The organism is Streptococcus sp. ST14, assembly GCF_046098195.1.
GTDB lineage: Bacteria > Bacillota > Bacilli > Lactobacillales > Streptococcaceae > Streptococcus.
Genome location: NZ_JBJUSF010000018.1, coordinates 19,829 through 46,123, shown reverse-complemented (window position 1 = coordinate 46,123; position 26,295 = coordinate 19,829). Strand labels below are relative to the sequence as shown.

Sequence of the window (26,295 nt, the reverse complement as noted above, 5' to 3'; positions counted from 1 at the left end):
TGGGACTTTTTTTCTACAACAAAATAGGCTCCATAATATCTATAAGGGATTTACCCACTACAAATATTATAGAGCCAGAAAACCAAGCCCAACTGGCTTGGTTTTTGTTTAGAAACAATCCCAGAAAGAGATATGTTTGTCGTAAAAGTCTGGATAGTTTTCTCTTAGGTGGCTAGCCGTCAGATAATAAAAAGTAGAATGGCAAGAGGTGACGATTGGCATAAGAGAGGAAAATCGCTGAGAACTAGTGAGGGCTAAAAGGACAAATAATAGAAAGTCAATGGTGAGAACTCCTAAATAGTAGAAGCGAATCTTTTTATTGATTTGAGGATAAATCTCAGGGAAATGATGCTTGAGTCGGAAAACCAAGCGAAATAGCAGTAATCCCTGAGCAAGGATTAAAATGAATCCAGAGAGTAGGAGCCAGTCCAAAGATGTCTCGGATTTGGTGTAAAAAAATGTAAATAGTAGTAGCAAATCGCTGACTGCAATAGCTGCAAAATGGATTCTAAAGAGCTTTTTCATAGGAAGACCTCCCTCTTTTATCTAACTTCATTTTACACCAAACGAATGGGAGTTGCAACTAACATAATAAAAAATCCCTAAAAGGAATTTCTTTCAGGAATAAGGGGTTAGTTGATTTTTTCGACATAGAGTTGTTTGGCGATATCCATACTAACTTGGAGGTCTTCGTCTTTGTTGACCAGAGTAAAGCTATTGGAAAAGCCATCAAACTGCTTGACTTGGAGTTGGTCACCGATATGAATTGCGTGCTTTTCTAGATATTTGAGTAGTTCAAAGCTATCATGAACCCGAGTCAGGAGATAGGTTCCAGCTTCCTGGACGGCTGCTAGTGGCAGGTTATTGATTTCAACCAAGAGTTCTCCCTCAGCAGGTATGGTTCCGCCGTGGGGGCAGGTTTGAGGGAAACCAAGCAGTTTATCCAGTCTCTTTACAAATAGGTCAGAGACAGTGTGCTCTAGGACCTCAGCTTCTTCGTGGATTTGATCGCTAGTATAGTCTAGATGGTGAACTAGAAAGACTTCAATCAAACGGTGTTTACGATAGAGCTCAGAGACCAGTTTGAGGCCAATATCTGTCAATAGATAGCCGTTCTCCTTATCCTTGAGGATGAGATTTTCACTTTTCATGCGTTTGATCATCTCTGTTACAGCAGGCGGAGAGACCTGCATACGGGCAGCAATTTCTTTGTTGGTGATTTTTTGCATGTCCGTACCGATTTCATAAATACATTTTAAATAATCTTCTTTATTTGGAGTCATTCGTTTCCTCTTGTATATTCTCTCCATCTAGTATACCAAAAAAAGCTAGATTTCTCTAGCTTTCTGTCATAATGCTTGTGATTTTAGTCCAACTCTTTAACGGCGGCAATTGCGGCTTCGAAGTTTGGCTCAGAATTGATATTATCCACGTATTCAACGTAGCGAATCGTATTGTCAGTATCGAGGACAAAGACTGCGCGTGCTAATAGGTGCCATTCGTTGATCAAGAGGGCATAATCGTGCCCGAAAGAATGGTCAAAGTAGTCTGAAAGCATAATGGCATTGTCAAGGCCTTCAGCACCGCACCAACGTTTTTGAGCAAAAGGTAGGTCCATTGAAACAGTCAATACGACCGTGTTGTCCAGTCCAGCCAATTCTTCATTAAAACGACGTGTTTGAGTTGAGCAGATGCCTGTATCGATAGAAGGAACGACACTCAAGACTTTTTTCTTGCCATCAAAATCAGCCAGAGATTTTTTAGAAAGATCTGTTGTAGTAAGAGAAAAATCAAGCGCCTTGTCTCCGACTTGTAGTTGTTTACCTGTAAAGCTCACAGGATTTCCGAGAAAAGTTACCATAGGATACTCCAATCTTTTTTCTTCCATTGTAGCTGAAACAGTCGAAATTTTCCAATGATTTGACCGGAAATGTGGGCATAGAAAAAACGCCAGCTCATATGAGAATGACGTTTTTCAGAGGCTTATTTTGCCAATCCTTCAGCAATCTTGTCAAGGTTGTATTTCATCATGTTGTAGTAGCTGTCGCCTTCTTTGCCTTCTTCAGCGATTGAGTCAGTAAAGATTTGCGCGTAAATTGGGATATTTGTGTCTTGTGAAACAGTTTTCATTGGACGGTCATCGACACTTGATTCAACAAAGAGGGATGGAACTTTTGTTTGGCGAAGTTTTTCAACCAAGGTCTTGATTTGTTCAGGTGTTCCTTCTTCTTCAGTATTGATTTCCCAGATGTAAGCACTTGGGACACCATAGGCTTTAGAGAAGTATTTGAATGCTCCTTCGCTGGTTACAATGAGTTTCTTTTCAGCAGGGATGTTATTAAATTTATCCTTACTTTCTTTATCAAGTTTGTCTAACTTATCAGTATATTCTTTGAGATTTTTTTCATAGAATTCTTTGTTGTTAGGGTCTTTGGCGCTCAATTGTTTGGCGATATTTTTAGCAAAGATAATCCCATTTTCAAGGTTGAGCCAAGCGTGTGGGTCTTCTTTACCTTTTTCATTTTTTCCTTCAAGGTAGATGACTTCAACCCCTTCACTGACTGCAAAGTAGTCTTTGTTTTCAGTTTTCTTGGCATTTTCTACCAATTTTGTAAACCAGGCATTGCCACCTGTTTCAAGGTTGATACCGTTATAGAAAATGAGGTCAGCCTCAGAAGTTTTCTTAACATCTTCAGGGAGTGGTTCGTATTCGTGTGGGTCTTGTCCAATCGGAACGATACTGTGAAGATCAATCTTGTCACCAGCAATATTTTTAGTAATATCAGCGATGATTGAATTTGTAGCAACAACTTTTAGTTTTTGACCAGAAGCTGTATCTTTTTTTCCGCTAGCACATGCTACAAGAGCAATGACGGAAAGAAAGAGAACGAGTAATGTACCTAATTTTTTCATTAGATCCTCCAATTTATTATTGGGGCTTTGCCCCTTATTTTAACAAATGTTTATTTTTTAGTTTCAAATATCGTTGTTTGGGAGCGATAAAGAAGCTAATGAGAAAGAAACTAGCAGCTGTAAGCACGATACTAGAACCTGCCGCAACGTTAAAGCTATAGCCGATAAAGAGTCCCAAAACTGAAGCAGTAGCTCCAAAGGTTGAGGAAAGGAAAATCATACTTTTCAGGCTATTAGCATACAGATAAGCAGTTGCGGCTGGGGTAATCAGCATGGCTACAATCAGGATAGTTCCGACACTTTGCATGGCTGTCACAGACACGAGAGTCAAGAGTACCATGAGAAGGTAGTGATAGAAATTGACAGGCATTCCCATGGCTTTAGCCAAGAGTTCATCAAAGGAAGTTATCAAGAGTTGCTTGAAGAAAATCCAGATTAACAAGAGAATGACTGCTCCCACACCCATAGTAATAAACATATCCGTATCTTGGACGGCCAGGATATTACCAAAAAGGATATGGAAAAGGTCAGTTGAACTTTTAGCGACACTAATCAAGATGATACCGAGGGCTAAGAAAGAAGAAAAGGTAATGCCGATGGCGGTATCGCTTTTGATAATCGAGTTTCCCTTGATGTAGGTAATGATGATGGCAGCTAGCAGTCCAAAGACAATGGCTCCGATAAAGAAGTCAAGGCCCAAGATAAAGGAGAGGGCTACACCTGGTAATACAGCATGTGAAATGGCATCTCCCATGAGTGACATCCCGCGTAGGATGATGAAACATCCCACAGCTCCAGCTACGATCCCGACGACAATGGCTGTTATCAAGGCATTTTGTAAGAAATGGAATTTTTGCAATCCATCGATAAATTCTGCAATCATAGGTCACCTCCATTGAAAAAGAGTCGATTACCGTAAGCTTCTTTGAGATTGGCTTCGGTAAAGGTTTCTTTGGTTGGACCAAAGGCAATCACTTCTCGATTGACAAGCAAGACTTGATCGAAGTAGTGGGGAACCTTGCTGAGGTCGTGGTGGACGATGAGAACCGTCTTTCCAGCTTTTTTCAAATCTCTCAGCGTATTCATGATGATTTCCTCACTGACAGAATCAATCCCAACAAAGGGTTCATCCAAGAGGATATAGTCTGCTTCCTGAACCAAACATCTGGCAATCAAGACCCGCTGGAATTGACCTCCAGACAGTTGACTGATTTGCCGTTCAGCGTAGTCAGCTAGACCGACGATTTCAAGGGCTTCTTTCACTTTCTTCCAATGTTTAGCCTTTAAACTGCGAAAGAGAGGGATAGAAGGAAGGAGTCCTAGCGAGACGCATTCCTTGACCTTGATGGGAAAGTTGTAGTCGATATTGATTTTTTGTTCGACATAGGCAATTCGGTGTAAGGATTTTTTAACTTCCTTGTCATCGAGAAATGCCTGACCTTGATGTGGGATAATTCCCAACATACCTTTTAATAGTGTTGATTTCCCAGCGCCGTTTGGACCAATGATGCCGGTAATTGTTGGTCCATGGAGCACTAGTGAAATATCCTTAAGTGCCAACGTTTCTTTGTAGGAGACACTGAGGTTTTCGATACGTATCATAAACTTGTATTCCTCCTGTCTCTTAATATACATTAAAAAAAAATTAAGTCAAGTTAATTTTTGAAAAAATTAAAATAATAACTGAAAAACAATAGGAAACATCCGTTTATTTTTAATTGCATTCCTAGGTAATTTTTGTTAAGCTAAAAACAAGTACAAATGAAAGCGAGAACAAGATGACACGTTATCAAGATGATTTTTATGATGCAATCAATGGAGAATGGCAGAAAACAGCTGAAATTCCAGCAGATAAGTCTCAAACGGGAGGTTTTGTTGATTTAGATCAGGAAATTGAAGACCTGATGCTGGCGACAACAGACAAGTGGTTGGCAGGTGAAGAGGTGCCTGAGGATGCTATCTTGGCAAACTTTGTCAAATACCACCGCCTAGTTCGTGATTTTGACAAGAGAGAAGCTGACGGTATCAAACCTGTCTTACCACTCCTTAAAGAATTCCAAGAATTGGAGACTTTTGCAGATTTCACTGCCAAACTAGCAGAGTTTGAGCTTGCTGGCAAACCAAACTTTCTTCCTTTTGGTATATCGCCAGACTTTATGGATGCCAGAATCAATGTTCTATGGGCTAGCGCTCCAAGCACGATCCTGCCAGATACGACCTACTATGCAGAAGAACATCCTCAGCGCGAAGAGCTCTTGACTCTTTGGAAAGAAACTAGCGCAAATCTCCTCAAGGCTTATGATTTCTCTGATGAAGAAATTGAAGACTTGTTAGAGAAAAGACTAGAATTGGACCGTCGAGTGGCGTCAGTAGTGCTTTCTAATGAAGAAAGTTCAGAGTATGCTAAACTTTACCATCCATATACTTATGAAGATTTCAAGAAATTTGCGCCTGCCCTACCTTTGGATGACTTCTTCCAAGCTGTTCTTGGACAAGTACCAGACAAGGTTATCGTAGACGAGGAACGTTTCTGGCAAGCCGCAGACCAATTCTATAGTGAAGAAGCTTGGCCTCTCCTCAAGGCAACCTTAATTTTAAGTGTTGTTAATCTCTCAACCAGCTATTTAACAGAAGAAATCCGTGTCTTGTCAGGTGCTTATAGCCGTGCGCTATCTGGAGTTCCAGAAGCCAAAGACAAGGTCAAGGCAGCCTATCACTTGGCCCAAGGTCCCTTTAAGCAAGCCCTTGGTCTCTGGTATGCGCATGAAAAATTCTCCCCAGAAGCTAAGGCAGACGTAGAGAAAAAAGTGGCGACTATGATTGATGTTTATAAGGAACGTTTGGCTAAGAATGACTGGCTCACTCCTGAAACGCGTGATAAGGCTATTGTCAAACTCAATGTCATCAAGCCTTATATCGGTTATCCAGAGGAATTGCCAGCCCGCTACAAGGACAAGGTAGTGGACGAAACTGCCAGTCTCTTTGAGAATGCCCTAGCCTTTGCGCGTGTGGAAATCAAGCACAGCTGGAGCAAGTGGAACCAGCCAGTTGACTACAAGGAGTGGGGCATGCCAGCACACATGGTTAATGCCTACTACAATCCTCAGAAGAACTTGATTGTTTTCCCAGCTGCCATTTTACAGGCTCCATTCTATGACTTGCATCAGTCATCTTCAGCCAACTATGGTGGTATCGGAGCAGTTATCGCTCACGAAATTTCTCATGCCTTTGATACAAATGGAGCTTCCTTTGATGAAAATGGTAGCCTCAAGGATTGGTGGACAGAGAGTGACTATACTGCCTTTAAGGAAAAAACTCAGAAAGTTATCGACCAGTTTGATGGTCAAGAATCTTATGGTGCCACTATAAATGGTAAGTTGACAGTTTCAGAAAACGTTGCTGACCTTGGAGGAATTGCTGCAGCCCTTGAAGCTGCTAAGAGAGAGCCAGACTTCTCTGCTGAAGAATTCTTCCACAACTTTGCTCGTATCTGGCGTATGAAAGGCCGTCCGGAGTTGATGAAACTCATGGCCAGTGTCGATGTGCACGCGCCTGCTAAACTCCGTGTCAATGTCCAAGTACCAAACTTCGATGACTTCTTTACAACTTATGATGTCAAAGAAGGCGACGGTATGTGGCGTTCACCAGAGGATCGTGTGATTATTTGGTAAGACAAAAACCAAGGATTTTCTTCCTTGGTTTTTTGCTTGCTAGAAAAAAGGATTAAAGGTCTTTTCGTGAGCGATGGTCGTAGCTGGACCATGCCCAGGATAGACATCGTAGTTAGGAAGAGTAAAGAGTTGCGTCTGAATGCTATGGAGGAGTTGTTCCGTGCTACCTGTAGGAAGGTCTGTCCGTCCGATGGTTTCTCGGAAAAGAGCATCTCCGGTCAAGACTAGATGAGCATCAGGAAAGACCAGGGAAACGCCGCCGATAGAGTGCCCTGGGGTCGGTAGAACGGTAAAACGAAATTCCTCAAGCTGGTATTCCTCATGAAAGACAAAGGTGTGCTCTGCTGGTTTTGCGACCACATCTGCCATATCATCATGACGAGGGAGACCAGAGAGATTATCGACTGGAGTGTAAAGCCAGCTAGCTTCGCTCTCTGCTACATAAACTGGAGGATTTCCAAAAGTCTCGCGAACCAAGTCCAGACTCATAATATGGTCGTAGTGGGTGTGGGTCAGGAGAATCGCGCAGACGGGTTTGTTGATTTTTTCGATAGTCATGCGAATAGCTTCCCAATGGCTACCTGGGTCAACCACAATCAGGTGTTGGTTTCCCTCTATGTAGTAGGTATTTTCATAGGCAACGGGATTCACGGTTTTATGGATTTTCATACTGGCTCCAATCTCAAAGAATGTACTAAACTAAGTATAGCATAGAAGAGAGAAATAAAGTGAAAAGAAAGTCCCACTTTTGTGTTAGAGGGACAATGATCTTATTTAAACTTGAAACCTTCGTAAATGAGTTTTGCTTTGGGATTCTTTTTCTTGATTTGCTTGGCAAGGGCTTTCATCATAGGAAGAGGTCCACACATATAGACCGTAGTCTGGTCAGGGATTTCTTCTTGATCCAAAGTCAGGTATCCTTTTTCATTGCTATCGATCAGCTGCAGGTCAAAGTTAGCATTTTGACGGGCGTAGTCTCGAAGTAGATCTAGGTAGACAGCATTTTCCTCTCCACGGAAACTATAGTAGAAGCGGACGCTCTTGTCTAGGATAGGATGCTCCCGGATATAAGAGATGAAAGGTGTCATTCCAATTCCACCTGCGATCCAGATTTGCTGCTTTGGACCATGTTCCATAGTCATATGCCCATAGGCGCGATCAACCGCAACCTTGCTACCAACTTGAAGATTGTCATAGATATTCTTGGTGTGGTCACCAGAGTTTTTTATCGTAAAATAAAGAGTTCGTCCTTGCCCTCCTGAGATGGAGAAAGGGTGTGGAGCAGTCTCAAAACCTTTTTGGAAAATTTTTAGAAAGGCAAATTGTCCATATTCGTAGGTGAAAGGATGACTAAGTTCGATTTCAATTTCAGTTGTATCGTGGTTGAGGCGTTTGATTCCTACGATTTTTCCAAGATAGGTGAAACCGACTTTTTGATAAAGAAAAATAATATAAAAACCTGCAAGCAAGCCTAAAAGAGCATAGATTCCAAAGATAAGACCTAGGAAACTAAAGGAGAGAAGACGATTTCCCATGATCATCAAAACATGAAAAAGGCCAAAGATATAGGCTAGATAAACCAATCGATGAATCCATCTCCATGCTTCATACTGGATATATTGTCCCAGATAGGCAACCAGAACGATGCTGATAAAGATATAGATAGCAATATTTCCAAACTGGGCGGCCAAATGCGAACCCCAGAGACCGCCCATGCTAAAGTTGTGTAGGGTTAGTAGGAGAATGGATAGAAAAGCCGTGAATTTATGAGCTAGATACATCTTTTCAAGTCCGTTGAACCAAGCCTCAAGCAAGGGTAAACGGCTAGCTAGTATAAAAGTAAGTGAGAGGGTAGTGAGAGCTAAACCAGGGATTAGAAACTGACTAGCACCTGAACTGATCCAAGCTAGAATAGTCAGAAGCATACTAAGTCCGATAAATAAAATACCTTTTAATGATTTCATAGTAGAATTCCTTTCATGGATTTATCTTATATTAGATGTAATAATATTTGTTACATTTTAACAAAAAATGAATCTCTAGTCAAGGTTTAGGTTCTAGGCCTCTAAGTCAAATCTTCATGATAATCCATAAATAATGGCTAAGAAATATACTGTTAAATTTGTGCACTTCTTATAGAAAATTTTTTGTTATAACAATGTAAGGCTTGGGAAAATTTAACTTCTACAAGACTCCAAAAAATAAATTGATACATTAAAGTGTATTTTATTTAATTATAAGATAAATGATTCCGGGAGTTTACACGCTGTAAACCTTCATGGATATTGGTTTTTTAAAGCATTTACCATTAAATTATTTTTGTATTTTTCTAAAATAAAATTATAAAAGTTGTTGAAAAAGATAGGGAAAAGTGTTAGTATGAATATGCATATTGAATACGAGGATATAATCCTTTTGAAATATCAAAATTTAAAAGCCTTTTTAAGGAGAGAAAGAAATTTTGTTTTTCTATATTTCAATATCAACATAATGAAAATAGGGAGGTTGTGTATCTTATGAAGAGTAAGCAACAGGGTTTTAGAACGGAGAAGTACATTCGTTATGGCATTCGGAAGTACAGCTTTGGGGCAGCGTCGGTGGCAATTGCGACCGGTTTGATGATGTTCCTAGGTAATGGTGCGGTATCGGCAGCGGAAGTACAAGGTGCAGATGCAACAGTGGCAACGACAACACCAGTAGCAACAAAGGAGTCGGAGTCAACTATAACGGCGGAGAAATCTGAAGCTAAGGCGTCAGAAAAAGTAGTAGAGACTAAAAAAGTTGATAAGACTGCTCTGACTAAAAAAGTAGTTGAGTTAGAAGCGAAGATTGCATCTGCAAAGAAAGCTGATGCAACAGCGATAGCTACTGCAAATGAAGTATTGACTGCGGCAAAGGCAGTTCTTGCAAACGAAACTGCAAAACAGGCTGATATCGATGCAGAGCATGCTAAAGTTGAAGCTTTGATTACAGTTGTAGTTGAGTCAGACGAAGCTGGGAAACAAGTTGAGAAAACAGCAGCAACTACAGCAGTCAAACCAGTGGCGACCACTGCTACAGAAAAAGCAGAAAAAGTAGAAGAAACAAAAGAAACTGTCGAACCAGTCCAAGAAGCTAAAAAAGTCTTAGAACAAGTTACCTCTGAAGCTGAGGTAACCAATGTTTTAGCAACTGAAGCAATCCGGAAAAATAACCTTGAGGCTGAAAACAAAGCGGCAATTGAGGCAGCGATAGCTAATAATAAAGAAGTTATTGCGGAAGCTAAAAAAGTGTTAGTTACGGATAGCGTTACAGCTAAACAAATCAATGATCAATTGTCACGCTTAAATGATTCCATTATTGCTGTCTACAATGATCTGAAAAAAGCAGGAATCGGAAAAGATGGAAACTTCGGAGTAGCTTTGGCTGCTCAAGATTTCTATGCTGAAGAGGGTTCTAACACAACTCATGCATCGGAAACAAACGCTGCAAATCATACTGGTAAAGATACCTATACGATCCCGGTACAAGAAATTAAATTAATTAAAGGTACTGATGCTACAGGGCTAGAGATTGAAGTCTATTCTAATCAACGGACTGGTGAAGATACCAATGCTGGAAATGGGATGCATACAGAACAAGGTGGAAAAACTGGTCATAACAACAAAGGACGTGTAGACTATCCATTAACCCCTGATGCTGCTAAAAAGTTAGCTGAAGAAGCACCACTTTGGAGAAATAAACTCCGTGCGGATGGGTCAAGAATTTCAAACGCTGCGACGTCAATATACTCTGCTAACGGTGGTTATGAATACCTAGCTACAGAAATTTATGGCTATGGGTATGAACAAGGAGTTGACAGAGTTTATATTAAAGGCTTGAAAGATCGTATCGCTGTTTCTGAAAATGCCAAGCAAGCTGGTTGGAGTTTAACTTCTGTAACCCCAACTAACCTTGTGCCGGGATTGACATACGATTCAGAAACAGACACAATTCAAGGAAAAGTTATAGCGGATATTGAAAATGGAGTGTATGACTTACGATTCAATATTACTGCAACGAATACAGATGGGCGGACTGTCACCTTCCAAATTCAGAATCTACGTGCTGGTTGGGTAGGTTGGCAAGATAGTACGCCTCCTAAAATAAAATCAGATTCAGCTCGTTATGATAGAACTGTTGGTGATGATGCGAATATCAATCTTCGTTTTCATGATTCTTCGGGAGCTAGTGCGATACCTGGCAATTCAGCAGGAAACTATGACTATACAACTGCTGAAGGTAAAGTAGTTAAAGTTCGTCAAAATTCTTCTAAAGCAGTCACAGGTGTCTCAGGCTACAACACTATAGGAGCAGAATTAGATGATTCTAAAGTGTTGATTCCTGGCACCAACTATACTGTAACAAACAGTACTGCTGAAGAGCAAAAAGCTGCTGGAACCAATATGGGTAATGCTGTCATTGGAGGTAAGGTGACAGAGGCAGGTATCTATACCGTTTCAGTATTTGCTAAAGATTATGATAAGTTATCTAATAATACGACATGGAATCAGTCAGGTCAAGAGGCGCACGGTTCTATTACTGTAGTTGTTAAGCCTAAAGTTGAAGTTCAAAACGTTGAAACTTACTCAACAGTTGTACCAGTTAAAATTTCTAAAGGTGCATCAAGTGCTAAGGTAACAATGCCTGATGGTACTGTAACCAATCTAAAAGCAGTTAATGGCAAATGGCTCGTAGACAGTGCTTCAACCAACACAGCTGTTTCTGAAAATCAAGAATTAGGTATTGTAGATTCCGATACAGTCTTTAATATTCCTGTGACATCAGAGGCGACTGCCAAAGTTGGTGTGGACAATATTAAAGTGGAAGCATCTGTTGAAAATGTGAAGGGAACTTTCTTACGTGAACAAGTTGAGTTAAATGGAACGGATGGGCAAAAACATACTGCGACTTTTAATAAGGCTACCGGACACTGGGAGTTACCTGGCGACTATGCTGAAAGTAAAACACTGAATAGTGATGGTACGACAAGATGGACTAAACGTCAAGTGTACACAGAAGCTCAGCAAGACGGTGGTATGAAATTTTATATCTATGAGTACATTCGACAGCTTGATAGCACTGGGAAAGTGACAAGTGTAGAAACGCCAACTCGCCCAGAAACGATTTATGTTTCTAAGAATACTAATCAGGTAGGTGATGGAATGTCAGTAACTGTCACTTATGACAAACATTCAAATACCTGGGCGTCATCTGATGGAACGGAAGTGACTGCTACTAAGCTTGGAAATGACTCTTGGGAAGTTCATACTAAGTCAGGATTTGGTGGTATTATTAGAGGGACTATTGCCACAAATACGGATGTGGCAACGGTTGTAAATACAAAACCAACAGCAACTTCACAAGATTATACTTCAACAAAAGGTACAACTGTTGATCTTCGTAATGAAGCAAAAGCTGCAGTAAGCATCTCAGACTCTGAAGATACGAAATATGGAAAAACTACCTATATCACTCGAATCACAGTAACATCGCCTTCAGGAGTTCAAAAAGTATTTGATACCAAACAAGATGCAAATAACTATAATATTGCTAGTGGATATAGCTTAAATGAAGTAGGAGTATATACTGTTAAGATTGATGTTATTGATAGTAATGGAAATTATACTACTGAAGCAACAATCGGTGGAACTGAGTCGGGAGTTGATCATGGAGTTGATTCATCAACCGCTACAACAACCTACCATATTACAGTAACTGATACGATTGAAGGACATAATGTGACTTCGACTGATATTCAAGGTGCTACTCAAAAAGAAACTCCAACCTTTACATCTGTTGGAGATGGATCGCCAGTAAAACCAAGTGCTTCTTCGCCTGCTAAGTTAGTAGATCCAAAAACAGGTGGATTTGTTGATACTCTAACAATTGATGGTCAGGGTACCTACTCAATTAATAATGAAACAGGTGAAATAACTTTTGTTCCATTGAAGACATTTACCGGTACAGCTACACCTGTCACAGTTTCACTTACTGCAAAATTAGGAAAAGATGCTAATGATACGGATATTACAGCAACTGCTACAGCAACGTATACTCCAACTGTAATACCTGTTAAACCAACTTCTACAGATGATGAGTCTGAAGGACCTAAAGGACAAACACAAAACGGTACACCAACTTTTACTGGTGGTAAAGTTGAAGTAAACGGTGTAGAGAAGACTGTTGAAATTGATGAAAATGTTAAACCAACCTTTGATGATGGCACAACTAAGAAAGTTGTTCCAGGAGAAGGAACTTATACCATTGATGAAAATGGTGTGGTAACTTTCACACCAGAAAAAGACTTTGTTGGGAAGGCTTCAGGAGTTACAGTCAAACGAGTTGATAAGAACGGAACAGAAATAACTGCAAAATACACTCCAACTGTACGTCCAATTACTTCATTTGTAGATACTGAGGGGAATACATTAATTCCAACCGAAGACGGTGAACAACCTAAGAAGGATATTCCAGGCTACCGCTTCGTAGAGACTAAGAAACTTCCAAACGGTGACACAGAACATGTCTACGAAAAAGTGAAGACTAGTCACAAGGATAAGGAAGGCAATGAAATTCCAGGTTATCCAACCGAAGACGGTGAACAACCTAAGAAAGATATCCCAGGTTACCGCTTCGTAGAGACTAAGAAACTTCCAAATGGCGACACAGAACACGTTTATGAGAAGGTTAAGACCAGTCATAAGGATAAGGAAGGCAATGAAATTCCAGGTTATCCAACCGAAGACGGTGAACAACCTAAGAAAGATATCCCAGGTTACCGCTTCGTAGAGACTAAGAAACTTCCAAACGGTGACACAGAACATGTCTACGAAAAAGTTGTTACTGCCCCTCAACAAAAACCGACTGAGCAATCTCTAACTACTAAAGCAACCAAAGAATTACCTAATACTGGTATGGAAGATCATGCAGCTTTGGCAACTCTAGGAGTACTTGGTTTGATGAGCGGATTTGGACTTGTGTCTCGCAAGAAAAAAGAAGACTAATTCTATACTCAAGATTCTAAGTAGTATCCATTAGTTTCTTAAACAAAAAACCAACTAACCATTAGGTTAGTTGGTTTTTGTCTATTCTCGATTTTTCCAAGCTTGGTAACGGGTATCGATCAAGAGTTGGGTTAAGCGTCCCATGATTTCTCTTTCTTCGGGAGTGAGGGATTGGGCTTGGACAAAGAGATGGTGAACGTGTTCAATGACCTTGAAGGAAGAGAGGTCGTTGATAGAAGAGATGCCTGCATCGAGAATGATTCCAAAAAAGAGATCAAAGTAGAGCTGCAGTTCAGTATCAGGGACCGTCTCAACCCATTCCTTGAAGGTAGTATCGACTTGCTGGCTGTCACTATTGGTCTCGTCCAGTTGGACAAAGTGTTTGTCTTCAACCTGCCAACTAAAGGTGTCATGCTGGGCAAGACCACCCAAGGCAGTGCTTCGAACGACGATTTTTTTATCAGGAATTTCCAGCATCATCCCGATGATAGACCCTTGTGGGACAAATACTTTCGTTCTTTCCATCATGTTTTGATAGCCAGCTGTTTCGGTTAGTTCCTTGTGAAGTCCAGGCGCATCAAAAGTATAGACAGCGACAATGTTTTTTTGTAAAAGTGAATCGAGTTGACTAGCAGCATAGACAGCTAGATTTCCCCCTTTTGAGTGTCCTGCTAGGATAACCTTTTGGTTAGGATGTTTGGCAAAAAAGTTCTCTAAGTACTGGAGGGCATGTTTTTGAGCTGGGATTTCCTTCATATAGGTCATATGGAAATCTTCTTTCCATCCAATGATACTGTCATCAGTTCCACGAAAAACAAGTAAATAGGTATCAAGACTGATACGATAAGCCATAGCTGCAAACTGTTTTTGCAATTCAGGATCGATATCGTTGATAAAGTCTGAAAGCTTGCAATTTTTAAAGCGTTTGTGTTGAGCGAGCTGATCCAACAACTGGAGACGGTTTTTATTGGTCAACATCGTCGTGTCTCTAGGAATTTGGGGTGCAAGATCTATGAGGCGCTGGTTTTTTTGGGTGACTACACCATCAAAAGCAAGGTAGGTTAATTCGGTCAAGGCAAGAACATCTAACTCGTTCACGGGGAGGTCATAAAAGGAATCGTATGCTACATCATTCAGGTAGTCAAAAATATTGGCCATAAAAGCTCCTTTCTCTATGTTTATCCTATCACATTTACCTAGAATTGGCTAGTAGGCTTGTTCGAATGACTTAGTAGGGTTTGATTGAAATACATAGAAGATAGATTGCTCCTATTTCAAACCTCTAAACGAGCTTACTTGTATGTTTTTGCTATCAATCCCATTTTCCTTTAAAAAATTCTTCATCTCATTTACATCATCAGGCTGACCTGTGATGAGATAGCTGGCTTGATTGCCGTATTCATCAATAGCATGTTTTAAAAATGCTTGACTTTGAGAAAGTTCATCGCTAGTTTTATAAGTAAAATTCGATGTTTTTTGAGCCAGTTCCTTCATCTCATTATCGAAAATAGTAACTCCTTTGTCAAAATGGTTGAGAATAATTGGAGCTTTACCAGCCCATTCTTTGATAAGGGGGCGTAGAGCAGAAATGCCGACATCAGATGCAAAGCAAACTAGTGGCTGATTCGTATCTTTAACAGTCAAAGAGGAATCCAGCCAACTCATCTCAATCTCACTGCCAGCTGGTAAATGTGTCAAGGTGTTCTTAAAGTTGCTACCACTATTATGAGTCAAAATGAGAATTTCATCTTCATCAGGTGTGGAGGCAATGGTTAGCCATCGACTAGTTTGCTCTCCCTTAGCTTCATATTTTTTAGCAGTAGACGAGGTATCAGGGAGTGTAAACTTAGCATAAGCCCCAGCTTTCCAGATTTGATGACTCGGTTTTGTGATATGAATTAAATATAGATCTCCGCTGGGGTTTTCGATGGATTTTATCGATAATGTCTGGCTTCGTCCAAGATAAGCGATGGCACCCCAAGTTATAATACATAGCGCTCCAAGTGTTGATAGAATGATAATAAACATTTTTTTACCTCTTTTCATTTTTTATGACTCCTAATCTTAATTATTGAATGAACTTAAAATAAATTCATTCACATATTTCCAAAAAATAAAGAAAACCATTTTCTTTATTTTAGTACTCCTTTTATGAAGTTGGTTGCAAGTATTTCGACAGTTTTGCCTATATCTGGAAAATCTTTTTCCGTGATATGCATATCTATATAGTAAAACAGATTATAAACCTGTAAAATATCTTGAATCTTTTCTGGCGAGTACCCTTCAGACTGCATGCGATTTGTAAAAGTTTTAACTAGAAACTGATGAAAAGGATTTGCGACTTTGCCTTCTTCCGAGGAATAGTAGCTGTGCAAGTCATCGGCTATGGCAGGATTGTACCATTCTGCAAGGATTTTATTGGAAGAAACGAGTGCTCTGGACTGAGCAAAGAGTTGACTAATAAGATCAATCATATCAATTTCCCAATCCAATTCTTCGATCATAGCTTGACGAACACGGTTGTTTTCATCCATATAGATGTCTAGAAAAATGGCTTCTTTACTCTCGTAATAGTTATAAAAAGAACCAACTGCAACACCAGCTTGCCTAGCAATTTCTGAAATTCCTGTCGCCTTGTAACCTTTTTTCGAAAAAACTTCATAGGCTGCTGTCTTTAAAGATTGTTTTTTGTCCAATAGGATTTAACCTCCTTTGTTTGATGAATGAATATATTTATTAGTTCATTCACATTCTAACAAATCATGGCTAGCTTGTCAATAAGAAGGCTAGATCTATTAAATAAGTTAAAGAAACGCTAACTAAATGAACACAAAAAGGAAAATATAGGATAAGGCTGGAACTATAGTTAAAAATAAGGTATGATATCAGTGGGAATATTCTCTATTTAGCATCTGTTTTCTGATCTGGATTTGGGAAATAGGCTGCTAAACAGTATGAGATACTGATCCGTAAATCTGATATGAAGGGTTTTGATACTTTGAAAAATAGCAAAGGAGGAGCGCATGCACAAGATTTTACTAGTAGAAGATGACCAAGTTATTCGGCAACAAGTGGGGAAACTGCTCTCTGAGTGGGGGTTTGAGGTCATTTTGGTAGAAGATTTTATGGAAGTATTGAGCCTTTTTGTTCAGTCGGAGCCTCATTTGGTCCTCATGGATATTGGTCTGCCTCTTTTTAATGGTTATCACTGGTGTCAGGAGATTCGTAAAATTTCTAAGGTACCTATCATGTTTCTGTCTTCGAGAGATCAGGCTATAGATATCGTCATGGCAATCAATATGGGAGCGGATGACTTTGTAACTAAGCCTTTTGACCAGCAGGTTCTCCTTGCCAAAGTTCAGGGTCTGTTGCGCCGTTCCTATGAGTTTGGGCGGGATGAAAGTTTGCTAGAGTATGCAGGTGTGATCCTCAATACCAAGTCTATGGACCTGCACTATCAGGGGGAAGTTCTGAGTTTGACCAAGAATGAATTTCAAATTTTGCGAGTCTTGTTTGAACATGCTGGCAATATCGTAGCGCGTGATGACCTGATGCGGGAACTCTGGAATAGCGACTTTTTCATCGATGATAATACCTTGTCTGTCAATGTTGCTCGCCTGCGCAAAAAGTTGGAGGAGCAAGGTTTAGCAGGCTTTATCGAAACCAAGAAAGGGATAGGATACGGACTGAAACATGCTTGATTGGAAATCATTTTTTCTAGCCTATCTGCGTTCTCGCAGTCGCGTTTTTACCTATATTTTTTCATTAGGCTTTCTCGTCCTTCTCTTTCAGTTTTTATTTGCTAGTCTAGGAACTTATTTTCTTTATTTCTTTCTGCTCAGTAGTTTTTTGACCTTTTTATTTTTGGCTTGGGATATATTTGCAGAAGCTCAGGTTTACCGGCAGGAAGTACTCTATGCTGAGAGAGACCCCAAGTCTCCTCTGGAATGTGCGCTAGCAGAAAAGCTCGAAGAGCGTGAGTCTGAATTGTATCAAAAGAAGTCGGAAGCGCAGAGCAAGCTGACGGATTTGCTTGATTACTACACCTTATGGGTTCACCAAATCAAGACCCCCATTGCAGCGAGTCGTCTCTTGGTAGCAGAAGTCTCTGATCGTGAGGCCAAGCAGCAACTGGAACAGGAAATCTTTAAGATTGACTCCTATACCAATCTGGTGTTGCAGTATCTTCGTTTGGAGAGCTTCCACGATGACTTGGTATTTGAAAAGGTTCAAGTGGAGGATCTGGTGAAGGAAGTGGTTCGCAAATATGCCCTTTTCTTTATTCAAAAAGGACTGACGCTCAATCTCCATGACCTTGACAAAATCATCGTGACCGATAAGAAGTGGCTGTTGGTCGTCATTGAACAAATCCTCTCAAACAGTCTCAAATACACCAAAGAAGGTGGGCTAGAGATTTATATGGAAGGTCAGGAGCTCTGTATCAAGGATACGGGAATCGGGATTAAAAACAGCGATGTTCTCCGAGTCTTTGAACGTGGGTTTTCAGGCTATAATGGGCGTTTGACCCAGCAGTCATCTGGACTTGGACTTTATCTATCTAAGAAAATTTCTGAAGAACTGGGTCACCAGATTCGCATCGAGTCTGAGGTTGGGATAGGAACAACCGTTCGCATCAAGTTTTCCAATAGGAATCTGATGATTGAGTGAGCATAGTTGATGATGACCTTATCCATCTGTGGAATTTTTGTTCTAGTCTATATCTCTATTTTCATGATAATGTCTAGAAGTTACCGTAAGATTGTCCAGATGTAAAAAATGTTACACTAGGAAACGACTAGAATATAGTCAAAAAATAAAAGAGGCAAAAATGAAAGAAAGTTATTTTGACGGAAGGATCCTAGATTATATTGGATACTCTATCTTAGTAGCCATAATTTTCAGGCTTACCTTGGGGATCGCAACATCTTGGGCGGTTTGCATGATGCAAAATTGAAAACCAAACACACGGTAGTGGATGAGCAACGTCTATACTTTGACAGGACTGGAGCACAACTGTTCGGCAACTGGATCAAGGGGTTTCTTCTAACCATCATCACGTTTGGGAACTATGGCTTCTGATTGAAAATAAAAATGAAGCAATGGATTGTCGAACACACCAATCTTGTTTAAAGATTAAAACGGCATCTTCTTTCAGAGGAGATACCATTTTTTTCTTTTTCGTATAAGGAAACAAAAGTTTCTTCCTTCTCTATCTGTTCAATTGATATATTTCTTCAGAGAAAGACTGTAAAATTTTTGATATAATGTTAAGGATAGACTGACGGATGCTTAAAAGATAATTTTCAAAAAAATAACAGGTGAGAATTAAAATATGTAAAATTGAAAAGAAGTCTCTCTGCCACCATCTAAGCAGAAACAAGAGTATATGAAATAAAAGGAGTAACCAATGACTGGAAATTATTCAACACGTGAATATCGTGAGAAATTATATGATGATCTTCATGTTCGATTAAGAGATACAGTGATTTTGATGTGTGCGATTTTTATTGCCTCTATAGGTTTAAATATGAATTCAACAGCTGTCATTATTGGAGCTATGCTGATTTCCCCTCTTATGACATCGATTGTTGGACTCGGATTTGGTTTAGCTATTTTTGATACGCGTTTAATCAAGCAATCTTTAGAGGTTTTATTTACTCAAGTATTGGTCAGTTTGCTTGTCTCGACTTTGTATTTCTGGATTTCCCCCTTATCTTATGCAAGTAGCGAGTTGATTGCACGAACCTCTCCAACCATTTGGGATGTTCTCATTGCTATTGCTGGTGGGATAGCAGGTGTAATTGGGTCAAGGAAAAAAGAAGCAAACAATATCGTGCCAGGAGTAGCCATTGCAACAGCTCTGATGCCACCTATCTGTACTGCAGGATATGGTTTAGCTAACGGAAATGTACGATTTTTATTTGGGGCTCTCTATCTTTTCTTGATCAACTGTGTCTTTATCATGCTAGCCAACATTATTGGAACAAGAATTTTGATGAGAAAATCTCCCTTAAGTTCATTTAAAGAGCTAAACATTAAAATGAAAATTGGCTTGATATCCTTGATTGTATTATTGGTTCTTCCAGCCAGTTATTCAGCAGTCACTCTGACGATAGATCAAGCGCGAAAAGAAGGAATCAAACAGTTTGTAGGAAAAGAATTCGCCAATCACACGGTCATTAATCAAGTCTATAAGTCAAGGGACAATGAATTAGTCTTGACGGTTGTTGGAGATCCGATTTCAGAAGAAGAATTAGAAAGGATCCACCAAAAACAAGCCTCTTACGGTATTCAATCTGTTCAATTAAAAGTCAATCAAGTCCATAATTCGATAAAATTAGATAGTGAGATGACCAAGGAATTTTATGAAAACATTAACAAGTATATCGATCAAAAACTCTCTGAAAAAGATTCACAAAAAGATCTCGTAAAAGAAAATGAAGCAGACAAGGATTGAGGATATTGAACTTATCTAACTCATGGAAGCAAATGTTGGGAGGATATCCTATATCCAACAGTTAGTGGATAGAAAGGATTGTTGATGAGGATACCATTTGTGGTGGTTTGACCAATCACGACTAGCTCAGGTTAAATAAAATATAAAAAAGCAACAACTATTTCAGTTGTTGCTTTTTCTTACTGAAAAATGTTTCTCAGACAGTGATCGTTTTATTTTTCCACACGTGATTTGTTGGCGATATCAGCTAGGATAGCTTGCACAAAGTCATCGACTGAGACAGTTTGTGTTTCTTTTTGGCCATAGCGACGAACGTTGACAGTTCCGTCTTCCATTTCCTTATCACCAACGATCAATTGGTAAGGAATCTTGCTGGTTTGTGAAGCACGGATCTTGAACTGCATTTTTTCATTGCGCTCATCTACGTCGGCACGGACACCACAGTCACGGAGTTTCTTAGCCACTTCCCATGCGTAGTCTACGTGTTTTTCGTTAGAAACAGGGATGAGAGTTACTTGATGTGGTGCAAGCCATGTTGGGAAAGCACCTTTGTAGTTCTCAATCAAGATAGCTGTAAAGCGTTCCATAGTTGAGATAACCCCACGGTGAATCATAACTGGACGGTGTTCTTCACCATCAGCTCCAATGTATTTGAGGTCGAAGCGTTCTGGAAGCAAGAAGTCAAGCTGGATAGTCGAAAGGGTTTCTTCTTTTCCGAGAGCTGTCTTAACTTGGATATCCAATTTTGGTCCATAGAAGGCTGCTTCACCTTCAGCTTCAAAGTAGTCAACACCCATTTCATCAAGTGCTGCACGAAGCATGGTTTGGGCATTTTCCCACATCTCATCGTTGTCAAAGTACTTGTGAGTATCTTGAGGATCACGAAGAGAGAGACGGAAGCGGTATTCAGTTAAGTTGAAGTCTTCATAAACATCGATAATCAACTGAAGGGCGCGTTGGAATTCTTCTTGGATTTGTTCTGGAGTAACAAAGAGGTGACCGTCGTTGAGAGACATTTCACGCACACGTTGAAGACCTGTGAGGGCACCAGATTTCTCGTAGCGGTGCATCATACCGATTTCAGCGATACGGATTGGCAATTCACGGTAAGAGTGAACATGGTGTTTGAAGACTTGGATGTGGTGTGGGCAGTTCATTGGACGAAGGACAAATTCTTCCCCGTCACCCATGTCCATAGTTGGGAACATGTCTTCTTGGTAATGATCCCAGTGACCAGAAGTCTTGTAGAGTTCAACAGAAGCAAGTGGTGGAGTGTAAACGTGTTGGTAGCCAGAAGCCAACTCTTTGTCGACGATGTAGCGTTCCAATTCACGACGTATAGTCGCACCGTTTGGCAACCAGAATGGAAGTCCTTGACCAACTTCTTGTGAAATCATGAAGAGGTCAAGCTCTTTTCCAAGTTTACGGTGGTCACGTTCTTTAGCTTCTTCACGCATTTGAAGGTAGTTTTTCAAGTCTTTCTTGTCAAACCAAGCTGTACCGTAAATCCGTTGCATCATCGCGTTGTCGCTATTTCCACGCCAGTAAGCACCTGCTACATGAAGAAGGTGGAAGATTTGGATACGGCCTGTTGATGGGACGTGAGGTCCACGGCAAAGGTCCACGTATTCCCCCTGACGGTAGATAGTCAAACCGCCTTCGTCCTCAGAGTGTTCTTCGATCAATTCCAACTTGTAAGGGTCGTTCTTGAAGATTTCACGCGCCTCGTCTTTAGTGACTTCCTCACGAATAGATGGGAAGTTTTCTTTGACGATTTTTTTCATTTCTTCTTCGATACGAGGAAGATCTTCGTTGGAGATTTGACCAGCTTGATTGTCCGTATCGTAGTAGAAGCCATCTTCAATAGCTGGACCAACTCCCAAGTGAATATCAGGGAAAAGGCGACGAGCTGCTTGGGCAAACAAGTGGGCAGCTGAGTGACGCAAGATTGGAAGGGCATCTTCGTGATCAGGTGTCACGATTTCGATGCTTCCATCTTCAGTGATAGCACGAGTCGTGTCGATGAGTTTGCCGTTGAATTTACCAGCCAAGGCTTTTTTAGCTAGGGAATTGCTGATAGATTGGGCAATTTCAAAAGTAGTAACGCCAGATTCGAATTCACGAACAGCGCCATCTGGGAAAGTAATCTTAATCATGGTTTTCTCCTTAAATATTTATTCTATTTTTGTTGGACAATTTTAAGAGCCGAGCAACTTCTTCCGCAGTCTGATTCTCTGATTGACTACCATCTGTTACGAGGCTAGGATAGCCTAATCTCACCGCTTCCTTACGAACCATTTGAGCAAAAAGAATGTCTCGTTGCATCCAGTTTTCAAAAGCTTGCTCGGGGTTGGTTGTACCCTCTAAGACATAAGGAACCCATTCTCTCTGTATATAATGCTTTTTTTGAAAATCAGCTGTCGGAGTCAAGCATAGATAGGAAGATGCTGGACATTCAAGCTTCTTTACCAAGTGAGGCAAAAGTCCTGCTCCCTCCACCAAGAGAGGTCTGTTTTGATTCTTTATCAAGTAAGATTTTACATAAGGAAAAATCTCTTCATAAAAGCGCCATTCTTCATCTGCCATCTCTTCTGGATTTCTCATCCAGATTTGTTCTGGATTTCTATCCTGCCTAAGAAGGCAAATTGGCTGTGAGTCTTCACTTGCTTGACTCATCATCTTTTCTACCAAATCATCCAGTTTGATATGAAGTATTTGATACTGTCTAGCAAGAAGTGAGGCAATTGTTGACTTTCCACTGCAAGGCGATCCGCCAATCATATAAAGCATCATTCTTCCTCCTTCTGACAAAACAAAAACGACATCCTAAAAGGACGTCGCAACGTGGTTCCACCTTCATTCATGTTCCTCAAAAAAGAGGGACACCTCTGATTGGCTTTAACGTGGCCACCGTTTTATGTTTGCATAAAAGTCAGTAGAGTAGTATCAGTTTAGGCTTTCTATGCGTTTCCAGCAACCACGCACTCTCTAGTAGAAAGGGACTAAGTGACTTGTCTCTATGCATTATTATAGCATGATTGCGAGAATTTTCAAGGTTTTTGTATAATTTTTTTGTTTTTCGCTCTCTGGAAGAGATGCTTGATCCCCACACCAGCAGCCAAGCCAAGTAGGGCAAAGAGCTCATAGGCTAGGAAGTAAAGCAGGATGAACTCGCCAAAGGTGATGATGGTAAAGCAATAGAGCAGACCAATACCGAGTAGCCACCAAAGTGAGAAATGAAATCGATAGCTATAAAGTAGCGATACGATAAAGGTTACCAGAGGTGAAAAGAGGATGATGTTGTAAATGTATAGTCCCTTCAGTGTATATGGGTCAGAGATGAGTAGAGAGAGGAGCTCATAGAGGGGCCAGTAAAAAAAGAAAGTGACAAGGTAGTATGGGATATACTTAAGATAATTCCGCATGGCAATAGTCCTCCAATCTGGAAAAATTGAGAGATATTGTATACAACATAATCCTAAATGAAGGGGAAACCTCTACTTATATTATAGCACGATTTGGAGGCTCTTACAATTTAATCCAGTGATCAGTGATAGTGATCTTTTCGAGTGTTTTCTGTTATAATACTAACAAAAGAAGTAAAAGGGTAAGGAGAAAGAATGACCAAAATAGCAGTTCTTTCAGACATACATGGAAATACGACAGCTTTGGAAGCTGTTTTGGCTGATGCAAGAGCGGCAGAGGTAGACCAATACTGGCTTTTAGGGGATATTCTGATGCCAGGAACAGGACGTAGAAGGATATTGGACCTCTTAGCAAGTTTGCCTATTACAGTAAGAGTTCTGGGAAATTGGGAGAATAGTCTCTGGCGAGGCCTGCATCGCAAGTTAGATCCTACAATAGCGAGTCATCGTTATCTCCTGCGTCAAAGTCAGTACATCTTAGAGGAGGTCAGCCCTGAAGAAATCGAAGACCTCAATAATCAACCCATGCAAGTTCATCGTCAGTTTGGTGATTTGATGGTAGGAATCACTCATCATCTCCCTGATAAAAACTGGGGTAGAGAGTTGATTCATACGGGAAAGCAAGAAGATTTTGATAGATTGGTGACGAATCCACACGCCTCTATCGCAGTATATGGCCATATTCATCAACAGTTGCTTCGTTACGGAAGTGATGGACAGTTGATTCTTAATCCAGGTTCCATTGGACAACCTTTCTTTCTAGATGCGAAGTTGCGTAAGGACTTGCGTGCTCAGTATATGATTTTAGAGTTTGATGAAGCAGGTTTGTCTGATGTTGATTTTCGTCGTGTGGATTATGATGTAGAAGCTGAATTGCAGTTGGCTAAGGATTTGAAGCTCCCCTATTTTCAGGTCTACTATGAAAGTTTGGTAAATGGGATTCACCATACTCATAATCACGAATTGTTAGGTCAGATTAGTGAACAAGAAGGTTATGATCAGGATGTTGAACTCTGGATGGAAAGAGACAAGAAAGATTGGTTTTAAGAGGACTTCTAGCTTGAAATCAGATAGTCTAGTGACTGTTGTTTTCCGATAAGTCGAACTGGATACGAATTGACGGCTTCTCAAATTTATGTTAGAATAACGGAATATAACTAATTTGAATCTCATACTAATTGATATTCAAAATAAGAGGAGACAGATAATGAAACCAGAAGAGTTACACGCTATTGCCTCGGAGTTGGGCTTGCAATTTGACGAAGATTCGCGTAGTATTTATGGCACGCAGTCAGGTTATTTACTTTTCCTGCAAGAAACTGATGTGAAAAATCAGTTTCGACTTTGTGTCAGTGTGAGTTTAAATGGCAATCCTGCGGATTCAGAAGAAAACGAATTGGTTTGGGATGAGTTTAAGAGTGAATCTCTTCCAAACTTGTCGACCTTGTCCATCAACCAGTACCTTGTTTCTTTTGTCGTAAAAGGTGCCATGCGCAAATCCAAAACAATTGAAAAGTTACAGACGCTCATAACAGACCTCGTTGCCTTCCTTGAAACCCATCATTTCGTCCAAGTGTGTGCCTATAGCGGTCAGGAGGGTCCTGTTGGTCTCTATCAATTAGGTGATTCAATTTTCCTTATCAACGAGGAAAGCTATCAATTGCTGAAGAGCAACCTTCAGATCGAGGTGGATTCTTATCAAAACCAGAAGGAAAATGTTCTTCTTGGAGCAGTTGGTGCCTTGCTGGGAGCCTTGATTGGTGGAGCAGTTGCTCTATTTATCGCACGTCTAGGTTATGTAGCTATGGTAGCGGGTATTGTTTTAGGGATTTGTACCATTAAAGGATATGAAATCCTTGGAAGAAAGGTATCTCGAAAGGGAATTGTGATTTCCTCTATTTGGATGGTGATTACTGTCTTTCTAGTGAATCAAATTGATTTGGCAATGGAAGTCGTTTCCAAACTAGGGGTTGAGTTTGCCTTTGCTTTCCGAGTGGTGAATCAATTAATCTTTAGCGGTGATTTCCCAGATAACTATTTTTATAATCTAGCTATGTTAGCTGTGTTTACCTTAGTTGGTGCTGGGGTGTCTATCAGCTCGGTTTGGTCAAGTCATAAAACAAAAGGGATTGTCCGTAAAATTGCATAAAAAAATAAGTCTTTGTATGTCCTCCGCTGTTCTGGGTACCAAGAGGGATACAGGACTTTTTGCATGGAGAAGGTAATCATTCGTTAATATTTGACAGGATAAGCAAAAAAGGTATAATGTTTATACGGGAAAAGATGAATAAAATATCAATGAAAGGAGAAGAAGATGCAAATTTCAAGCCGATTTACAATTGCGACTCATATGATGATTATTATTGCAATGCAGGATACAGACAGCAAGGTAACCAGTGATTTTCTTGCGGCTAGTGTCGGAGTCAATCCAGTCATTATCCGTAAGACTTTATCGCAACTCAAAAAAGCAGGATTGATTTCAGTTGCTCGTGGTACGGGGGGAACTGAGATAATAAAAGACCTTCAGGATATCAGTTTGTTGGATGTCTACCAAGCTGTGGAGTGTTTAGGAAAATCCGGTAAGCTCTTTAGTTTCCATGACAATCCAAATCCTAATTGCCCAATTGGTGCGAATATCCATGCAGTCTTGGACCAAAAATTGTTCGATGTTCAAGCAGCTATGGAAAACCAACTGCGTCAGACAAGTCTGGCTCAGGTTGTGGCAGATGCTCAGAATAAACTCTCTAAGTAAGAGGACTAAGGTTCTCTTTTTCTATTGCTATAATTATGGTACAATGTAGTCA

22 protein-coding genes and 2 pseudogenes are annotated in these 26,295 nt (G+C 40.3%); 10 read left to right on the top strand and 14 right to left on the bottom strand.

The features are described from left to right. Nucleotides 1-108: 108 nt before the first annotated feature. The 6 genes from ACIY19_RS07010 to ACIY19_RS06985 all read right to left on the bottom strand — a co-directional run bounded on the left by ACIY19_RS07010 (nucleotide 109) and on the right by ACIY19_RS06985 (nucleotide 4,515). Nucleotides 109-525 (bottom strand): hypothetical protein, encoded by a 417-nt coding sequence (locus ACIY19_RS07010; RefSeq protein ID WP_409003046.1) that lies wholly within the window; start codon nucleotides 523-525, stop codon nucleotides 109-111. 107 nt (nucleotides 526-632) lie between these two features. Next, nucleotides 633-1,283, bottom strand: coding sequence for a metal-dependent transcriptional regulator (locus ACIY19_RS07005; RefSeq protein ID WP_049538620.1), 651 nt, complete (start codon nucleotides 1,281-1,283; stop codon nucleotides 633-635). An 83-nt stretch (nucleotides 1,284-1,366) separates the two neighbouring features. Continuing rightward, a complete protein-coding gene (gene tpx, locus ACIY19_RS07000) occupies nucleotides 1,367-1,861 on the bottom strand; it encodes a thiol peroxidase (RefSeq protein WP_409003045.1) in 495 nt (164 codons plus the stop codon). Nucleotides 1,862-1,983: 122 nt separating this feature from the next. Then, entirely contained in the window at nucleotides 1,984-2,913 is a 930-nt protein-coding gene (gene psaA / locus ACIY19_RS06995) for a metal ABC transporter substrate-binding lipoprotein/adhesin PsaA (RefSeq protein WP_409003044.1), read from the bottom strand. A gap of 34 nt (nucleotides 2,914-2,947) precedes the next feature. Further along, a complete protein-coding gene (locus ACIY19_RS06990) occupies nucleotides 2,948-3,796 on the bottom strand; it encodes a metal ABC transporter permease (protein WP_004263061.1) in 849 nt (282 codons plus the stop codon). Further along, nucleotides 3,793-4,515: a metal ABC transporter ATP-binding protein gene (locus ACIY19_RS06985; protein WP_409003043.1), complete on the bottom strand. Its 723-nt coding sequence runs from the start codon at nucleotides 4,513-4,515 to the stop codon at nucleotides 3,793-3,795. Before ACIY19_RS06985 ends, ACIY19_RS06990 begins: the two co-directional genes overlap by 4 nt. Before the next feature lie 176 nt (nucleotides 4,516-4,691). Here ACIY19_RS06985 and pepO point away from each other — a divergent pair, with 176 nt between their 5' ends. Next, nucleotides 4,692-6,584 (top strand): endopeptidase PepO, encoded by a 1,893-nt coding sequence (gene pepO / locus ACIY19_RS06980; RefSeq protein WP_409003042.1) that lies wholly within the window; start codon nucleotides 4,692-4,694, stop codon nucleotides 6,582-6,584. 39 nt (nucleotides 6,585-6,623) lie between these two features. Here the strand turns inward: pepO and ACIY19_RS06975 are convergent, their stop codons facing one another. Both ACIY19_RS06975 and ACIY19_RS06970 read right to left on the bottom strand, forming a co-directional pair. After that, a complete protein-coding gene (locus tag ACIY19_RS06975) occupies nucleotides 6,624-7,253 on the bottom strand; it encodes an MBL fold metallo-hydrolase (protein WP_000690831.1) in 630 nt (209 codons plus the stop codon). Between the two features lie 101 nt (nucleotides 7,254-7,354). Next, nucleotides 7,355-8,548, bottom strand: coding sequence for a ferric reductase-like transmembrane domain-containing protein (locus tag ACIY19_RS06970; RefSeq protein WP_000838549.1), 1,194 nt, complete (start codon nucleotides 8,546-8,548; stop codon nucleotides 7,355-7,357). Nucleotides 8,549-9,100: 552 nt separating this feature from the next. Here ACIY19_RS06970 and ACIY19_RS06965 point away from each other — a divergent pair. After that, nucleotides 9,101-13,609 carry a YSIRK-type signal peptide-containing protein gene (locus tag ACIY19_RS06965; RefSeq protein ID WP_409003041.1) on the top strand — a complete coding sequence of 1,503 codons (4,509 nt, stop codon included), beginning with the start codon at nucleotides 9,101-9,103 and terminating at the stop codon, nucleotides 13,607-13,609. A gap of 81 nt (nucleotides 13,610-13,690) precedes the next feature. Here the strand turns inward: ACIY19_RS06965 and ACIY19_RS06960 are convergent, their stop codons facing one another. The 3 genes from ACIY19_RS06960 to ACIY19_RS06950 form a co-directional block, all read right to left on the bottom strand. Further along, a complete protein-coding gene (locus tag ACIY19_RS06960) occupies nucleotides 13,691-14,767 on the bottom strand; it encodes a DUF2974 domain-containing protein (protein WP_409003040.1) in 1,077 nt (358 codons plus the stop codon). A gap of 111 nt (nucleotides 14,768-14,878) precedes the next feature. Beyond that, nucleotides 14,879-15,655, bottom strand: coding sequence for a ferredoxin reductase (locus ACIY19_RS06955; RefSeq protein ID WP_409003039.1), 777 nt, complete (start codon nucleotides 15,653-15,655; stop codon nucleotides 14,879-14,881). An 86-nt stretch (nucleotides 15,656-15,741) separates the two neighbouring features. Next, a complete protein-coding gene (locus ACIY19_RS06950) occupies nucleotides 15,742-16,311 on the bottom strand; it encodes a TetR/AcrR family transcriptional regulator (RefSeq protein WP_409003048.1) in 570 nt (189 codons plus the stop codon). 321 nt (nucleotides 16,312-16,632) lie between these two features. On the opposite strand from ACIY19_RS06950, the gene ACIY19_RS06945 reads away from it, so the two are divergent. From ACIY19_RS06945 to ACIY19_RS06925, 5 genes and pseudogenes are all read left to right on the top strand, one after another. Beyond that, entirely contained in the window at nucleotides 16,633-17,310 is a 678-nt protein-coding gene (locus ACIY19_RS06945) for a response regulator transcription factor (protein ID WP_000548972.1), read from the top strand. Further along, complete coding sequence (locus tag ACIY19_RS06940; protein WP_000887982.1) at nucleotides 17,303-18,277, top strand: sensor histidine kinase; 975 nt, start codon at nucleotides 17,303-17,305, stop codon at nucleotides 18,275-18,277. The genes ACIY19_RS06945 and ACIY19_RS06940 overlap by 8 nt, the downstream gene beginning before the upstream one ends. 6 nt (nucleotides 18,278-18,283) lie before the next feature. Further along, nucleotides 18,284-18,382 (top strand): annotated as a pseudogene (locus ACIY19_RS06935) (peptide ABC transporter); the annotation flags it as partial. A gap of 55 nt (nucleotides 18,383-18,437) precedes the next feature. Beyond that, nucleotides 18,438-18,688: pseudogene (locus ACIY19_RS06930) on the top strand (hypothetical protein). A 328-nt stretch (nucleotides 18,689-19,016) separates the two neighbouring features. Next, nucleotides 19,017-20,066: a DUF389 domain-containing protein gene (locus tag ACIY19_RS06925; protein ID WP_000147512.1), complete on the top strand. Its 1,050-nt coding sequence runs from the start codon at nucleotides 19,017-19,019 to the stop codon at nucleotides 20,064-20,066. A 212-nt stretch (nucleotides 20,067-20,278) separates the two neighbouring features. On the opposite strand, the gene thrS is transcribed toward ACIY19_RS06925, so the two are convergent. The 3 genes from thrS to ACIY19_RS06910 form a co-directional block, all read right to left on the bottom strand. Further along, nucleotides 20,279-22,222 (bottom strand): threonine--tRNA ligase, encoded by a 1,944-nt coding sequence (gene thrS / locus ACIY19_RS06920; protein WP_125389116.1) that lies wholly within the window; start codon nucleotides 22,220-22,222, stop codon nucleotides 20,279-20,281. A 10-nt stretch (nucleotides 22,223-22,232) separates the two neighbouring features. Beyond that, nucleotides 22,233-22,859 (bottom strand): AAA family ATPase, encoded by a 627-nt coding sequence (locus ACIY19_RS06915; RefSeq protein ID WP_409003038.1) that lies wholly within the window; start codon nucleotides 22,857-22,859, stop codon nucleotides 22,233-22,235. Between the two features lie 257 nt (nucleotides 22,860-23,116). Then, nucleotides 23,117-23,491 carry a hypothetical protein gene (locus ACIY19_RS06910; RefSeq protein ID WP_049490304.1) on the bottom strand — a complete coding sequence of 125 codons (375 nt, stop codon included), beginning with the start codon at nucleotides 23,489-23,491 and terminating at the stop codon, nucleotides 23,117-23,119. A 195-nt stretch (nucleotides 23,492-23,686) separates the two neighbouring features. Between ACIY19_RS06910 and ACIY19_RS06905 the strand changes: the two genes are divergently transcribed. From ACIY19_RS06905 to ACIY19_RS06895, 3 genes are all read left to right on the top strand, one after another. Then, on the top strand, nucleotides 23,687-24,538 hold the full coding sequence (locus ACIY19_RS06905; RefSeq protein WP_409003037.1) for a metallophosphoesterase family protein: 852 nt from the start codon (nucleotides 23,687-23,689) through the stop codon (nucleotides 24,536-24,538). A 160-nt stretch (nucleotides 24,539-24,698) separates the two neighbouring features. Then, complete coding sequence (locus ACIY19_RS06900) at nucleotides 24,699-25,640, top strand: hypothetical protein (RefSeq protein ID WP_000801525.1); 942 nt, start codon at nucleotides 24,699-24,701, stop codon at nucleotides 25,638-25,640. Between the two features lie 165 nt (nucleotides 25,641-25,805). After that, nucleotides 25,806-26,243 carry an Rrf2 family transcriptional regulator gene (locus tag ACIY19_RS06895; RefSeq protein ID WP_049490302.1) on the top strand — a complete coding sequence of 146 codons (438 nt, stop codon included), beginning with the start codon at nucleotides 25,806-25,808 and terminating at the stop codon, nucleotides 26,241-26,243. Nucleotides 26,244-26,295: the final 52 nt, after the last annotated feature.